At 57.7% G+C, this 14,338-nt stretch carries 11 protein-coding genes; 6 read left to right on the top strand and 5 right to left on the bottom strand.

All coding sequences use genetic code 11. The annotated features are described in order from the left end of the window. Positions 1-33 precede the first annotated feature (33 nt). On the top strand, positions 34-1,158 hold the full coding sequence (locus tag Pla52nx_RS11195; RefSeq protein ID WP_231741583.1) for an ABC transporter substrate-binding protein: 1,125 nt from the start codon (positions 34-36) through the stop codon (positions 1,156-1,158). 74 nt (positions 1,159-1,232) lie between these two features. Here Pla52nx_RS11195 and Pla52nx_RS11190 read toward each other — a convergent pair whose 3' ends face one another. Next, on the bottom strand, positions 1,233-2,525 hold the full coding sequence (locus Pla52nx_RS11190) for a DUF1559 domain-containing protein (protein WP_146517880.1): 1,293 nt from the start codon (positions 2,523-2,525) through the stop codon (positions 1,233-1,235). 385 nt (positions 2,526-2,910) lie between these two features. Here Pla52nx_RS11190 and Pla52nx_RS11185 point away from each other — a divergent pair, with 385 nt between their 5' ends. The 4 genes from Pla52nx_RS11185 to Pla52nx_RS11170 all read left to right on the top strand — a co-directional run bounded on the left by Pla52nx_RS11185 (position 2,911) and on the right by Pla52nx_RS11170 (position 7,913). Then, positions 2,911-4,029 carry a cysteine desulfurase family protein gene (locus tag Pla52nx_RS11185; RefSeq protein ID WP_146517881.1) on the top strand — a complete coding sequence of 373 codons (1,119 nt, stop codon included), beginning with the start codon at positions 2,911-2,913 and terminating at the stop codon, positions 4,027-4,029. Between the two features lie 586 nt (positions 4,030-4,615). Next, the gene (locus Pla52nx_RS11180) at positions 4,616-5,272 is read left to right on the top strand and encodes a hypothetical protein (RefSeq protein WP_146517882.1); all 657 of its coding nucleotides are present in this window, start codon (positions 4,616-4,618) and stop codon (positions 5,270-5,272) included. Between the two features lie 657 nt (positions 5,273-5,929). Further along, positions 5,930-7,207 carry a diaminopimelate decarboxylase gene (gene lysA / locus Pla52nx_RS11175; protein WP_146517883.1) on the top strand — a complete coding sequence of 426 codons (1,278 nt, stop codon included), beginning with the start codon at positions 5,930-5,932 and terminating at the stop codon, positions 7,205-7,207. After that, positions 7,185-7,913, top strand: a complete 729-nt coding sequence (locus Pla52nx_RS11170) for an HAD-IA family hydrolase (RefSeq protein ID WP_146517884.1) — start codon at positions 7,185-7,187, stop codon at positions 7,911-7,913. Before lysA ends, Pla52nx_RS11170 begins: the two co-directional genes overlap by 23 nt. A 2-nt stretch (positions 7,914-7,915) precedes the next feature. On the opposite strand, the gene Pla52nx_RS11165 is transcribed toward Pla52nx_RS11170, so the two are convergent. The 4 genes from Pla52nx_RS11165 to msrB all read right to left on the bottom strand — a co-directional run bounded on the left by Pla52nx_RS11165 (position 7,916) and on the right by msrB (position 12,718). Further along, on the bottom strand, positions 7,916-10,000 hold the full coding sequence (locus Pla52nx_RS11165) for a TolC family protein (protein ID WP_146517885.1): 2,085 nt from the start codon (positions 9,998-10,000) through the stop codon (positions 7,916-7,918). A 227-nt stretch (positions 10,001-10,227) separates the two neighbouring features. After that, entirely contained in the window at positions 10,228-10,797 is a 570-nt protein-coding gene (locus Pla52nx_RS11160; RefSeq protein ID WP_315854989.1) for a DUF6580 family putative transport protein, read from the bottom strand. Between the two features lie 216 nt (positions 10,798-11,013). After that, a complete protein-coding gene (locus Pla52nx_RS11155; protein WP_146517887.1) occupies positions 11,014-11,919 on the bottom strand; it encodes a hypothetical protein in 906 nt (301 codons plus the stop codon). Between the two features lie 112 nt (positions 11,920-12,031). Further along, the gene (gene msrB, locus Pla52nx_RS11150; RefSeq protein ID WP_146517888.1) at positions 12,032-12,718 is read right to left on the bottom strand and encodes a peptide-methionine (R)-S-oxide reductase MsrB; all 687 of its coding nucleotides are present in this window, start codon (positions 12,716-12,718) and stop codon (positions 12,032-12,034) included. A gap of 160 nt (positions 12,719-12,878) precedes the next feature. Between msrB and Pla52nx_RS11145 the strand changes: the two genes are divergently transcribed. Further along, the gene (locus tag Pla52nx_RS11145; RefSeq protein ID WP_146517889.1) at positions 12,879-13,976 is read left to right on the top strand and encodes an ABC transporter ATP-binding protein; all 1,098 of its coding nucleotides are present in this window, start codon (positions 12,879-12,881) and stop codon (positions 13,974-13,976) included. Positions 13,977-14,338 lie beyond the last annotated feature (362 nt).

The raw sequence follows: 14,338 nt of genomic DNA, 5'->3' as shown, positions 1-14,338 counted from the left end.
TTGGTTTGACCGACGGCTTGCTTGGACACTACGATGCCACGACGATGGTATCACGACCAAGGGATGATGATGGCATCTGTCGCTGACTCTGTTTCCCTGACTCTGTTTCCTTTTATTGTGTCTGTAGTCATGACGGCTTTGCAGTTCCTCCGCGTGTCCCTGCTTTCCTTTGTTACCGCATGCGTCGCCGTTGGCTGCATCGGATGCGGTCGATCAACAGCGCCCTCGGGGGATGGCGGTGCGAATTCCGGGTCCGGCGGTTCACGAGCTGCTGTGGCGGTTCAGTTGAATTGGTTTCCCGAATCCGAGCACGGCGGCGTTTATCAAGCCAAATCGGACGGCACCTACGACAAAGCGGAGCTGAATGTCGAGATTCGCCCCGGCGGCCGCGCCACTCCGATCGGCCCCGAGCTGGAACTGGAACGCTGTCAGTTCGCATTTGCCAACGCGGATGATGTCGTGCTGTTTCGACAACAGGGCATGGACGTCGTCGCCGTGCTGGCGGCTTTGCAAGATCATCCTCGGTGCATCCTGGTCCGTGCCGACAGCGGCGTGAACGAATTCAAGGACCTCGTAGGCAAGACCTTTCAACGACAGAACGGGCGTGCATATGTCGAGTTCATGCGCAGCAAAGGGCTGCTAGAGGGTGTGAACGAAGTGCCCTATCACGGCAGCGTCGCTTCACTGATCGCCGACCCCAACATCGTCGTTCAAGCCTACTCATTCGCCGAACCATTGCTCGCTCAACAACAAGGTGTGGATGTTCGCACGCTGATGGTCAGCGATCTGGGGTTCAACCCGTACTCCAGCGTCTTGGTGACCACGGGGAAACTGATCCGCGAACAACCGGAACTCGTCAGGTCGTTTGTGACCGCGACCCGACAAGGCTGGCAAAACTACCTGGAGTCTCCAGAGCGAGGTAATGAAGCAATCCTGGCCGCAAACGATCACGGAATGACGGCGGAAGCGTTAGCGTTTGGTGCTGAGCAGATGAAACCACTGGCAATGCCCAACGGAATGTCGCCCACGGAGGTTGGTCAAATGTCGGCCCAGCGTTGGCAAACGCTGGTCAACCAAATGGCGGAACTCGGATTGGTCGATCCGAAAACAGTAACACCGGAAAGTTGCTTTACCAACGAGTTCCTTTCCGGTGAATGATCGCCGCTCGGTGTTCGTATTCTGTCATGCACAGCATGACCTACGTTTGCTCTTTGTGCCTGTCTATTGCCAAATCACTCAGCAAGTTCATCCGTTAGCACAAACTCTGGATTAGGAACGTCGCTCTTCTTGCCGTGGGGAGTCAGCATCGCTTGATACACGCGGTAGTCGATGGTGTCCGTGACGAACTGAATGTTCGTGTCACAAAACGCCACCACCACGCCACCCGGGTGAGTTGAAGAGGGACGACCAAAGTGGTAGGCGTCCGCAAAATTCGGAATACGTTCGGTGATCGAATCGATATCTCTACCATCGCCATTGATCTTGTGGAAACGCTGAACCGCTGGCACGGGCGCTCCCACTGCTACATAAGCAGCGTTGATCTTATCGTTCGAACTGAGCAGCTGCTCATCGCTTTCGTAGTGCCAATTGATCCCTGCAGAAAATCGCCCGTTAATCAACGCTTCCCAAATGGGCGCGCCACCGGACTCGGAGTACAACCCTCCGCCGCTAACGGTCGCACCATCTGCCACCAACTCGACTTGGCCATTGACCATCGTGGCGTTGGCGAGATCGGCTGCGTTCAAGAAACCGGGGCGGAACCACGGGTACGCCTGAACATTTTCACTGTACAACATCGTGGTGCTCAATCCATCAGCTACGTCCTCAAGCGTGATCTTCTGGCCGACCGCAAAATTCGCGGGAGGCGCGCCGGAGAACACCCCTACGTACTTCGGATTGAACAGCGAGTTTTTGGTGTTGTAGGTTCTCGACAAACCTGTCGTCAAAACACGAACCGCTCCGTTGGCCGGATTGTCCCCTAGATGCGACATGCCGGTGTTGGGAGCATAGGTATTCCGACCCAAGTTAGAATTGATGACAGGACTGCTCGGACACTGAAAAGTTGCAATGCTCGCAGCAGCGATCGCGTGAAATCCTGCCCCTGCCAACTCAGACGACTCCTCATGGATCCCTCCCACCGGTTTGAGCACCGGGTACTTGCTCTCGCTCCAATGCTCAAAGATCGCTTGCTGTTCGATGTGGGGCAACAAGGCAACACCGAAACCGCCCACTTTGGCATGTGCAACGAAAGTGCCCGCGTTGGATGGGTCGGTCGGATCCCCAGGCCCTGACGCGGGCGGAATGTACCCGCCGTAACGTTGAACGTATCCAGGTAGTTGACCACGCTGGTTCGCATACGTTTGAGTGGCGACCGCCAACTGACGAATGTTGTTTTGACACTGTGTCAATCGGGCCGCCTCGCGAACAGCCTGCACGGCGGGAACGAGCAAGCCGACCAGGATGCCGATGATCGCAATCACGACCAGCAGCTCGACGAGTGTGAACCCGGTATTGTTTCGTTTCATTGCACCGCACTCCGTGAGAAAAGGCTATTGAGAGAAGAGTCAGCGGAGCCTAGTCACCCATTCATCGGGTGCTACAAACGATACCAGTCTCCAATGTCTTGTCGGCTTCCGATCGACAATGCCTTGAATTATCACCGTGATCGGTGTTTGATGCAAATGCCATCCTCCGAATTTCATAAACAAGGGGCATGCGAGACCCGCCCGCAATGAGGCCCCATGCCGGCGGAGCACTACCGGAAAGAAAAAATCGAATTAAGCTCGATGCACGCCGATTTCCTACCCTCGCTTCTCTTTCAAATCCAAGTCATTCCCCCGCCCAAAGGAAATGCCCGGCGGCTGATCAACCCGCGTTTTGACGGGGAGATGCCGCGGTGCCTGAACAAGTTTGTCTGTTATCTACCTCGACTTCAACCGAACCACGCCGCTCGCGCCCTCTGTCCTGGAAGCGATGCAGCCCTATTGGTCCACCCACTTCATGCTCCCCGGGCAGCAACACGCCCAAGCTCAGGCGGTCAGCGAAGCTCTTGAGCACGCGCGTGAAGGAATCGCGGAGTTGGCCGGATGCGAGTCGTTCGAAGTCGTGTTCACCGGTGGCGGAACGGAAGCCAACAACTTGGCCATCCTCGGCGTGCTGTCCGACCAGCCTGTCGGGCATGTGCTGTACAGTTGCCTGGAACATGAATCCGTCCTCGGCCCCCTGGAGCGCTTGACCCGTTTGGGCTGGGAAATCGAACCCGTTCCATGCGGCGCTAATGGAATCATCGACACCGTTAAAGTCGACCAGATGATCCGCCCGGACACTCGCTTGATGTGCCTGCAGGCGGCCAACGCGGTGGTCGGGACCATCCAGCCGGTCCGCCAAGTCGCCGACATCTGCCACAGCCGGGGGGTCGTCTTGCACAGCGATGCGACACAGGTTTTCGGCAAGATGCCGATCGATGTGACCCAGCTGAGAGCGGACACCGTCTCGATCAGCGGACACAAGTTTTATGGCCCCAAAGGCAGCGGGGCGTTGTACGTGCGGCGAGGCCTGAAGTTGGCCGCGATCACTTATGGCGAGCCGCGAGAAATGGGACTGCGGCCTGGAGCAGAAAACATTCCCGGCTGCGTCGGACTGGGGGCGGCCGCGATGCTGGCCCAACGCTGCTGCGTCGACGCAGCGGACAAGCTCGCTGAAATGCGAGACAAGATGATCGAAGACCTGCGTCAGCAGGTCCCCGGCGGGATCACCGTGCTTTGCGAAGCTGCCGAACGCTTGCCCAACACCCTCGCGATCGAACTGCCCGCCGACACCAGCCGACTGCAGGAATCCGCCCGCCAACTGGCCATCTCGACCCCCCAGTCCAGCTCCCCCCCGGATGAGATGACTCGGGTACTGCGTTCTATCGGCCGAAGCGAGCAGCAGGCCTGCAGGACCATGCGAATCTCGCTCGGATGGACCACCAGTTCTGAGCAACTTTCTCGCGCGGTGAAACTCATCGCAGCGGCCTACGACGGACGCTGAGCAGGCCGGGGAGAACTGCCGAGCGGCTCCCCGCCGCCGGGCCTGTTTGCTGCTTGGCTTCGTCACTGCGGAAAACTTGGAACACCAAGCTTTCTACGAATTCTCAACTCGAAGGGGTTGACTTGCCTCGGCTCTCCACGCCGAAACGCACACGGACGCAGAAACCCCTCTCATGGTTAACGCCGGGTACGTCGCCGCCTGATCACGTCTCCCCAGCGAGGACCCGCACCTTCTTGAGCGGATCCGAGAAAATCACAGAAAAATTGCCATCAAATAGCACCAGGCAAAAAGTGTGATTTTCGTTGACTTTCTTGACACCAACAGACTTCACCTGGAAGGCTTGCAAAGAATATCCGGAGTGGACACCTAGTTTTTGCACAACAAGGCAGTGCCTTGTTTTTACGCAGCCCGGCGAGGTGCGGCTCGAGGCAGGCTTGCCCAAAGCTTGTGCACATCTGATTTGCGAGCGTAAGTCCTTTTGACAGCAACTATTTGCAAAGGAGCGTTTGACCCCTGGCGAGGATCGGCTCAATCAGCCACTGGCACCTCCGCCACGGACACGAACAGAAGAAGGAATCACGAACCAATGACGCCAGTCACCCCCTCCGAACAGCTTCGATATGCTAGCGACCCAAGCCCAGAGAAAACGCCGGGCGAGGTTAAATTAAAACTGAGCCCCGTGGACCCCACCCAGGACTTCCACGGACGCAGCCAACAGACCCTCCATCTGGCGGAACAAGCGTTCGCACAGACGGGCAGTTGGGTCGTTTTCTTCCGCGAAATCTTTGGCCCAGAAGGCGTCGTTCGTCAGCTCTTTTCCGACATCACCGAGCGGGAAAAATTCCAGAGCACGGAGCCCTATCGCCAACTGCAGGAAATGCTCGCTGCCATTCGCAGCCAAGACAACTCCAAGGGAGACGCCAGCGAACCCGAGCGGATGATCACCATCCGACTGCCCAAGAGCCTGCACGAAGCCTTGGCCAACGAGTCCGAGGAAGTCAAATTGAGCATCAACAAGCTCTGCATCACGAAGCTGATCCAGTCGGTCGAAAGCCGCTTTGTCCCCGTCCAACGCGGTCGCCGCCGGGGCCGCCGCCCCGGCCCCCAAGGTCCACGCGTGGTGTCGGACAAGGTCATCATTGACGGCAAGCCCGAAGCGACACAGAGCACCAGCGAGACGACTTCCTCGCCTGCCGCTCCGCAGTCCTCCGGCAGCGGCCCGATCCTTCGCAGCGAGCAGTAACGCGAGCTGATTCTCCAAACGAGGGGGTGTCTGTGCGGCAAGGTGACCTGGCCGATTTGATGCTCTGCAGCCCGCACGCCCCATCGTTTGGGAAAATCGGCGAAGGGAAGATGATTCTCCATTGCCAATCTCTGGATTCTAGGCCGGATTATTCATGTGGATGATTGATTTTAGCGCAAACAGATTCTTGACATTGAGTTGTGACACCGTTGGGAAATGCAGATTGTTTTTCATAACCCGATGCGTAAGCGAGGGATTCACCGAGTCCCCCTGGACTGCTCAAGGTTTGGTGTTGACATTGTTTTTTCAGTCCGTGTTTTCGTTCCATGCATCGCAATCAAAGTGAGCCTCAGGCGATAGCCGTGGGCCGGCACCACAATCCGCCTCAGGCCCACGGCTAGCGCCTGAGGCTCACTGGGGCCGCCAGTAGGGACATAAACTTGCGCAAACCCCGATACACACAACACCAAACTTTGAGCAGTCCGGGCTAGGCCCGAGAGTATTGTGTTCTTGGTGCGGCTGGTAACCATTCCAGCCGCGTCGCTGCCAATTTTTTCTCTCGCCAGGCAACTCTGGACAGAACCTTTTACCTGGGTTCTGATGTCCGTCCGTTGAACTGACGCTTCATCTCGCGACCGGATCTCTGAACCCAATCCAATGACAACGCTCTCCGTCCCCGATTTTGCCACCCACCGCAACGACATCGCCGGCCATCCGATCAAGGACTTGGCGTCGAAGTTTGGCACCCCGCTGTACGTCTACGACATTGCTGTCATCCAGCAAAGGATCGCCGACCTCGCGGCGTTTGACGTCATTCGCTACGCCCAAAAAGCGTGCAGCAACATCGCGATCCTGGACCGGATGCGTCGCAAAGGCGTCGTGGTCGATGCCGTCAGTGTCGGTGAGATCCAACGCGCGATCGCCGCTGGCTACACGCCCGGTGGCGACTCGCACGAGATCGTCTATACAGCGGACATCTTTGACCGCGCCGCATTGGACTTGGTCGTCGAGCATGGGATTGCGGTGAACTGTGGCTCACCCGACATGATCAGCCAATTGGGCGAGCGACGGCCCGGTGCCGACGTGACGCTGAGGATCAATCCCGGATTTGGTCATGGACACAGCCAAAAGACCAATACCGGGGGCCAGCAGAGCAAGCATGGGATTTGGCATTCGCAAATTGACGAATGTTTACGTCGTGCAGACCAGCACGGCGTCACCGTCACCGGACTGCATATGCACATCGGCTCGGGCACCGACCTGGAACACCTCAGCCAAGTCTGCGAGGCAATGGAACGCGTGGCCGGTGAAGTCGGGCGAACGATCCGCTCGATCAGCGCCGGCGGTGGACTGCCTGTCCCCTACAAATCCGATGAAACCTATGTCGACTTGGCCAAATATTTTGAGCTTTGGGATGCGACGCGGAATCGACTGAGCGAGAAATTTGGGCACCGGGTTCAGTTGGAGATCGAACCGGGACGTTACCTTTCGGCCGAAAGCGGTTCTCTGATCGCGGAAGTCCGCAGCGTCAAGAAAGTCGGCGACAACCTGTTCGTGTTGCTCGACGCGGGATTCAACGATTTGGCCCGCCCCGTGATGTACGGCGCCTACCATCCGATCTCGGTTTGCGCTGCCGAAGGTGATGCGGCAGACCGCGAACACGTCGATGCCATCATCGGCGGCCCCCTATGTGAGTCAGGCGACATTTTCACTCAACGCGAAGGCGGTTTTGTCGACAGTCGATCACTCCCGATCTGCCGCGTCGGTGACTTCGTCGTCATCGAGAATGCAGGCGCCTATGGTTTTGTGATGGCCAGCAACTACAACAGCAAATGCCGGCCTGCCGAAGTGATGCTGGAGGGCGGCGAAGCCAAGTTGATTCGCCAACGGGAAACTTTCCAGGACTTGATCCGTGGCGAAACCATCCCCGAGTGAGCCCAGCTCATCCCGAGTGAGCCGAGCGTTTTCGAAACCTCCGATCCGATGCGTCGCGTTTGATTCGACCGGGACGATCGTTTATCCCGATCCGCACCCCGCCGATGTCTATCACGCCGTGGGCACCGAGCTCGGCAGCCATCGATCGCTCGGCGAGATTCGCGTAGAGCTCTCCGCTGCGATGCGTCGCAGATTCCTGGGTGACGTCGCGATGCGAGCGACCGATCCTGACTACGAACGATGTCGCTGGCGTTGGATCGTCTCGGACACCTTGAGCGACCTGTCGACCGAAGCGGTCGACTTGGCGTTTGACCGCCTCTGGAACCACTTCGCCAACCCCAACCACTGGTCGGTTTTTGACGATGTCACGAGTGCCTTGCAGCAACTGGCTGACAAAGGCGTGCGTCGAATGGTCGCGTCAAATTTTGACGATCGACTGATACCGGTACTCGATGGCGTCGGCTTGCGGTCGCTCTTTGACGACGTGCTGGTCAGCAGTCGGCTGGGTTGGTCCAAGCCAAACCCTGACTTCTTTCACGCCGCGGCAAAATTCGCCGACGGAGCTGCGGCCCACGAAATCTTGATGATCGGCGACACACAGCTCAACGATGTTGATTCCGCAAGGACCGCTGGATGGCATGCCGAATTGATCGATCGCTCAAGCGGCCGCGGGCTACTGGAAATCGTCAACGATTGGCTTGAGTGACTTCACTCGGATTCCGAATCGATCAAGTCCGACAAAGTGGGCTCGACCTCTGGTTGTGGCGAGTCAACGACTTCACCCTCCGGTGCAGCCGATTCCAGCATCGCACCGAAGCTCATCGGCACGTTCTGTTGTGCTTGCACCGCGGACGGATTGAACGAGCCTCTGGACACTGGCGCGGGCACGGAAACCTTGTCACCTCGCGAACGCGGTGTCAAGAAACGGCCTGTTCGGTAAGCGTCTTGGTAGGCATCGCCCTCCCAAGAATCTTCGGCCAACTGGATTTGGTTGTACGCCAACAGGGAGCCTTTTTGGCGGTGGAAATCGCGGATCGCCAAGTTGTAGTTGGCCAGTGAAAGATAAAAATCGCTTTCACTCGTATTCAACCGATTCTGAGCTTGCAACAAAAAGTTGATGTTGTCGATTCCGTCGACATAGCGACGCTCCAAGACTTCCACTTGTCGCAGATCGCTTTGGAAGCGATTGAAATTCGTCTCCAACAGACGATACATCAACTCAATGCTCCGAGCGGCTTGGGACAAATCGTGGCTGATCCGCAACTCCGTTTCGGACAACAGCGCCCGCTCGCGTTGCAGGTTCAGCTTTGCATTGGCCACCGCCGCGCTGGCTTGACGAAGCCCGATCGGGAACAGCATTTCGACGCCGGCGTTCCACTCCTGAAAGTCTCCGTCGGTGATCGATGAATAGAGCCCATTGAGCGGTCCGGCATCCGTGTCGCCGATCAAGTTGTCTCCTAAACCTCGCCAGCGGTACTGGCCGACGAAGTCGACTTGGGGGCGTCGATTCAGACGTGCGGCGTACAGTTCCAGCTCGCGCCGTTTGAGATTGTAACGTTGGCGGCGAAGTTCGACTCGTCGATCCAGAGCTTGACCGAGCGAACTGTCCCAATCGAACAGTACCTTGGCATCATTGAGCGGAGTGATGGGACGAATCAATTGGCCATCGGTGGCCGGCATGCCGAGCAGGTAGCGCAGATTCTGCTCCAACGCGTACAGGCCTTGTTCGCCGCCGAGTTGGTTTTCGACCTGGGCTTGGAATTGATAGAACTGCGATTGCGCCTGGGCTTCCTCGTCTTGCCGCCCCGCGCCGACCTCCAGTCGAACCTGCTGGTACTGGAACGTGCGTAGCGCCGACTCACGTGCTTTCACACTTGCTTCCAACAATCGATAGGCGGTCGCGAGATTCCAGTAGGCTTGCTCGACATCGGCCGCCAAGCCGACGATGGCGTTTTCGAAATCAGCCAACGCGACGTCTTCGTTGATTCTCGCGATCAGCACGCCGTTGTACTGAAAGGCTTGGCCGCTGGTGCCCGCGATGCGGTTGTACTGCGTCCCCGAACCTTTCATCAATGGCTGACGCCATTCGGCTTCGATCCAACCGACGAAATCGCTGCTGAACTGTCGGAACGGCCGGTTGTTGTTGCTGTAGTTGACGATGTGACGTAAAGCGAACTGGGCACCTGTCGCGGTACGTTTGGAGATTTCACCGGAGAATTGAGCCGTGTTGGCGATGGAAACCGCCGGCGTGAACTGTGCTCCCAAACCGCCGGTCTGAATGTTGGATGGCTGGTCCACCGTGCCGAACGTCAGCGACTGAGCGTACTGAGCATCAAAGGCAGACAATGCCGCTTCAGTACCGACCGCGCTGGATGACGTCAATGCCGGGCCGTAGGTGGATTCGACGACCTGTGGTGCGGAGACCACCGATCCGCCCAAGCTGCGAATGATCGGGCTCTGACGCATCGCCATTGCGATCGCATCGGGCAGTGTCATTTCCAGCGTGGGCAACGACGCCGGATCTTGCAATGCCATCGGCTGGCTCGCTGCCAACGCCGCGTTGCTGACCGGAGTCGCGCATTCATGGACCTGAGGATACTCGATCGAGAGTCCCACGTTATCGTGGTAAGACGTCGTCGTGTCATGCGGACCGGGCTTGCACGCGCGATCCAACAGCCCACACCCGGTCGACGTCATCGCTGCGACACCCAGGATCATTCCCAATAAAGTCAGACGACGCGATTTTTTGCGTTGGGCTCGGACGGATGTCAGCTTTGGCGTGCGTTTGGGCATCGATCGTTCACTTTTGATAAGTGATCCAGATGCCACGCACGGAATCATCCATTGATTCGCGCAACGTACGCCGCACCGTAAAATCAGATCACACTGTCCTAGTGCTTATCGACCGATCAACCGGCAACACTCGAAGAACCCCAACAGATTGTCCGTCGGACAACCCGAGCAAACGTCATAGTCTAACAGCGCGTGTTAAACCCTGACGATTGGGCGATGCTGTCAGCTCAGGCCGTCGCGAAGCGAAACGCACGCACGCGAGACGCTTCGTAGGCACCGAACATCAATGCAACGAAAAACGCGTCGCCGACCAGCGTGTAGCCGAAGAATGGGATCGCGTTGCCGAAACAGGCTGCGAGCCCCGCCAAGGTGCTGGGATACCATGGGCCAAGCCAGACACCGAAATTGCTGAGCAAGAAGAACACCGTGGATGCGGCAAGCGAACCCGCAGGCACACGCGCCCAACGATTGCCGCTGGCCAAGCATCGCCCCAACGGGACCGTCAGCAACATGCCCGCGTAAACTGCAAACATGGTGACGAGGTTATAGAAGCCCATCCCCGGAATCCCGGCAACATGACCGATGATGTCACTGACCAGCAGAGCGGCCAACGGGATCAGATACGCTCGTTTGCCCGCGACGTAACAGCCAGCAAAGAGCCCCAAGGCGCCAAGACATGCGACGTTGGGCGGGTGCGGCAAAAAGCGGCTTGCGGCGACGATCAGGGTCAGCAAATAAATCATGGCGAGCTGCGTGCGTGTTTTCCGGGGGCAATTCAATGAAACGCCGACGCACACATCAAACTTCTAGCAACCACCGCTGAGGGATGTGCGGAAAATACGTGTCCTGTCTCTTTGCGAAAATCACGCGGAGCGATGATTGCTACGTGGATTTCGCGACACTTATTTTCCGCACGTCCCATCGCGGTCCGGTGCACGTGCGTCGCCGAATCTAAGTTGTACCCAGACGTCCAACACAGTGAAAGAGCCTGCCAGGATCAGAAGTTCTCTGGATCAGGGCAGCACCCAAACCGCAGCCCCGAGCGTCAAACCCTGGACAATGGCCGCTTTTCGCTCACACGGGGGCCGTTGCAGGTAGGTCGGCACACAGTCACCCGAGCGGAAATAGCCGAGGGAATACTCGCAATCCCAGGGTCGGCTGACCGTCATCATGTAGGGCAAAATCGCCGTCGTGCCGAAAAAACGGATGCCGCTGGCGACCGGTTGCATGCATCCGAATCGCTCGTGACCGTGCCGCTCCAGCATCCGATCTTCGAAATAAAGCGGATGATGGAAGGTATTTGCGGCTGCCCAATGCTTGACCTGCCATTCCCAGGGAATTCCCCGCTGATCGCCGCTTTCGGGCAACGGGATCTGGACCGCCATCGCGTCCTGACGAAAACCGCGTGGCAACCGACCGGTTCCGATCGAGTCCGTTGCAATCGAGGGAGCCTGCAACTCGGGCAAGACAAACCGACCACCGGCAGACTTGGGCACCCGCGCCGATGTCGTCATGGCATTGTCGATGCCGTTACCAATACTGGCGTCTTCGGATTCGTCGTCCGAATCCATCAAGCCTTCTAATGTACCGGCTTCGTCACCACCATTTTCCTCACCACCATCCTCGGGTCGTTCTTTGCGAAGCGTATTCAACGCGTCGTCCAAGGCGGCCTCGCCACCATCGGTGGTGGTCTCGGTATCGTCCGCATCTTGCAGCGGCAACGCGACGAGAAACTCCGTCGCCAACGAGGCATGCAGCGAATCATAATCCGAAGCTTGTGGTTGCACCACGTCGTCAATGGCGTCATCGGCGACGAGGGTGGGCGCTGATAGCAAAGCCGCAGCGACCACAAGGGCGTGAAACTTCTTGGCGTAGGTCGCTCGTCTTTGTGAGCCACCACCGGTCAACTTTCGCATCATCACGCACTCCACCGATAAACCTCGAAACAACGTCTTTCAGTGATATCGTTTCGACCGGTTTGACCTGCGTGAATCGATCAAAGCCGATTGGCCCCTATAACCGGAACGACGGTCAGTCTTTCGAAGCCGCATCGGTCGGCTTGGATTTGATAGCGTCGTCGGATTTTTTCTCCGCAGCACGCTTGGCCGCCAATACTTCTTCCTCCTCGGTCGTATTGAACGACAACGAAGCGCTGTTCATGCAATAGCGTTTGCCCGTTTTGTCGGCCGGGCCGTCGTCGAACACGTGTCCCAAGTGGGCACCGCATCGGCTGCAGTGGACTTCCGTGCGAGGATAAAACAACACATAGTCGGTCCGCGTCGCGACGGCTTTGGGATTTTTCGGCGCCCAAAAACTTGGCCATCCGGTTCCCGATTTGTACTTCGTCCCACTCTCAAACAACGGCAGATCACAAACGACGCAACGGTAAACGCCTTCGCGTTTGTTATTCCAAAATGCATTTCGAAACGCCGGCTCGGTCTCTTCGTTTTGTGTGACGCGATACTGAATGCTGGTCAACTCTCGTCGCAACTGCGTCTTGCTCTTGGGCTGATACGGTTGGGAATATTCCTCGTCATCCGATTGGCCCTCCGCCGATGCAGCAGCATCGGACGCAGCCTTGGCAGTTGCCGAGTTGCCCGCGCCATTGGCCCTGTCGTCCGCATGAGCTTGCAGCCAAGTGACCCCAAGCAGAAAGACAGCGGTCAGTGTGATGCACACGAGGGTGTAGGCCGATCGAACGGCATGAAATGATTTCACGGCGGTCTCCCAGAGTCGGTTGGATCAAACAAAAAATGGAGCGATTGGATTACTTCTTTCCAGCTATTCTTCGCGACGGGAAAAGCCCCCAGGTGGAGAATTCCTTGTTCCTTCATCATACTCCCAATCACGCCCCACCTGTAAAGAAGAAATAACCGTGATGACAAACTCTCCGCCACCCGCCGTCGAGTTGCGTGGGATTTCAAAGCAATATTCGCGTCGCGACGTGCTGCGTCAGCTGACGCTCGTCATCGATCCGGACGAGTATTTGGCCGTTTTGGGCGTCAGCGGCTGCGGCAAGACCACTCTGTTGGAAATCATCGCCGGATTGGTACCGCCGGATGCCGGCACGGTTTGGATCGGCGGACGCGACATCACCCAAGTGTCACCTCGCAAGCGAAATGTGTCGCTGCTGTTTCAATCGGACGCGTTATATCCCCACATGAATGTGCGACGGAACATCGAGCTGGGCGCCCTTGCGATGGACACTTCGTCGACCGCAAAGGATGACCGGGTCGAGGAAGCCGCTGAGATGGTGGGCATCCATCCGTTGCTCGACCGCAGCCCCGATCGACTCAGTGGTGGCGAGCGTCGCCGAGTGGCCTTGGCCAAAGCGATCGCACGGCGGGCCGCGGTTCGCTTGCTGGATGAACCCCTCTCCGCCGTCGATGCACATCTGCGATTTCAAATCCAAGATGACTTGGTCCGCTGGCATCAATGTCATCCCGGCGTGACCATTCACGTCACTCATGACGGGATCGAAGCGATGAGGATGGCCGATCGAATCGCGGTCATCGACGACGGACGGATCGTCCAAGTCGCGACGCCACAAACGCTGTACGCACAACCAGCCACGCCCGCCGTGGCTCACGCAGTATCAACCTCGCCCTGCAACGTGGTCCACTTCAGTCGTGAACCTCACGCTCAAGCGATCACATTGAAAACCGTTCAGATCCAATGGATGGAAAAAAGTCTGCCGGACGCGGTCGGATTTCGCGCAACCGATTGCCAAATGATGACCGACGCCGATAGTCTTCAAAACGGTTTGCTGCTCAGCGCGCCGGTGGAAGCCCTGAGAAGCGTCGACTCGTTTCACTATGCAACGCTGGACGCCGGAGACCAACGGCTGTTCGCACTCGTACCTCCGCACTTGATCGCCCAAGCCGAACACTCCTTGCGTGATCCAAGAGTGCGATGCCGATGGCACATCCGCCCACAGGACCTGATGCGATTCGAAACACAACACGTTTGCTCCTGAATGTCACCTCCCCCAAGGAACGAGACTGCTGATTTAGTGAGCCGCAAGGCGCTAGCCGCGGGCCGACGCCACAATCCGCTTCATGCCCACGGCTAGCGTCTGAGGCTCACTGGGGCCAACAGCTGCGCTGGACGACGTGACGCAAACTTGCGCAAACCGGTATTGCGTGAACAAAAATTCCTGAACAGCTGTTCGTTGCAATTCATCTCAGCAGAACTTCCTGCCGTTTTTTTTGTGGACTCTGAAAACTCGCTGCGTTCCACATAAGGTCGAGCGATCGAGTTTGCCCCCTCCTTTTCTCGACACCGCCCAGTTGCTGGTGTCGCCTCCTCGGCCGCCAGCGCTGGGCTCTCATCATCTTT

It is taken from the genome of Stieleria varia, from assembly GCF_038443385.1.
Lineage (GTDB): Bacteria > Planctomycetota > Planctomycetia > Pirellulales > Pirellulaceae > Stieleria > Stieleria varia.
This window is presented reverse-complemented; position numbering and strand designations above follow the sequence as displayed.

Coding starts and splice junctions, on each gene's coding strand:
- Pla52nx_RS11190 (WP_146517880.1), bottom strand. CDS start 2,525: ATGAAACGAAACAATACCGGGTTCACACTCGTCGAGCTGCTGGTCGTG.
- Pla52nx_RS11145 (WP_146517889.1), top strand. CDS start 12,879: ATGACAAACTCTCCGCCACCCGCCGTCGAGTTGCGTGGGATTTCAAAG.
- lysA (WP_146517883.1), top strand. CDS start 5,930: ATGACAACGCTCTCCGTCCCCGATTTTGCCACCCACCGCAACGACATC.
- Pla52nx_RS11165 (WP_146517885.1), bottom strand. CDS start 10,000: ATGCCCAAACGCACGCCAAAGCTGACATCCGTCCGAGCCCAACGCAAA.
- Pla52nx_RS11180 (WP_146517882.1), top strand. CDS start 4,616: ATGACGCCAGTCACCCCCTCCGAACAGCTTCGATATGCTAGCGACCCA.
- Pla52nx_RS11195 (WP_231741583.1), top strand. CDS start 34: ATGCCACGACGATGGTATCACGACCAAGGGATGATGATGGCATCTGTC.
- Pla52nx_RS11155 (WP_146517887.1), bottom strand. CDS start 11,919: ATGATGCGAAAGTTGACCGGTGGTGGCTCACAAAGACGAGCGACCTAC.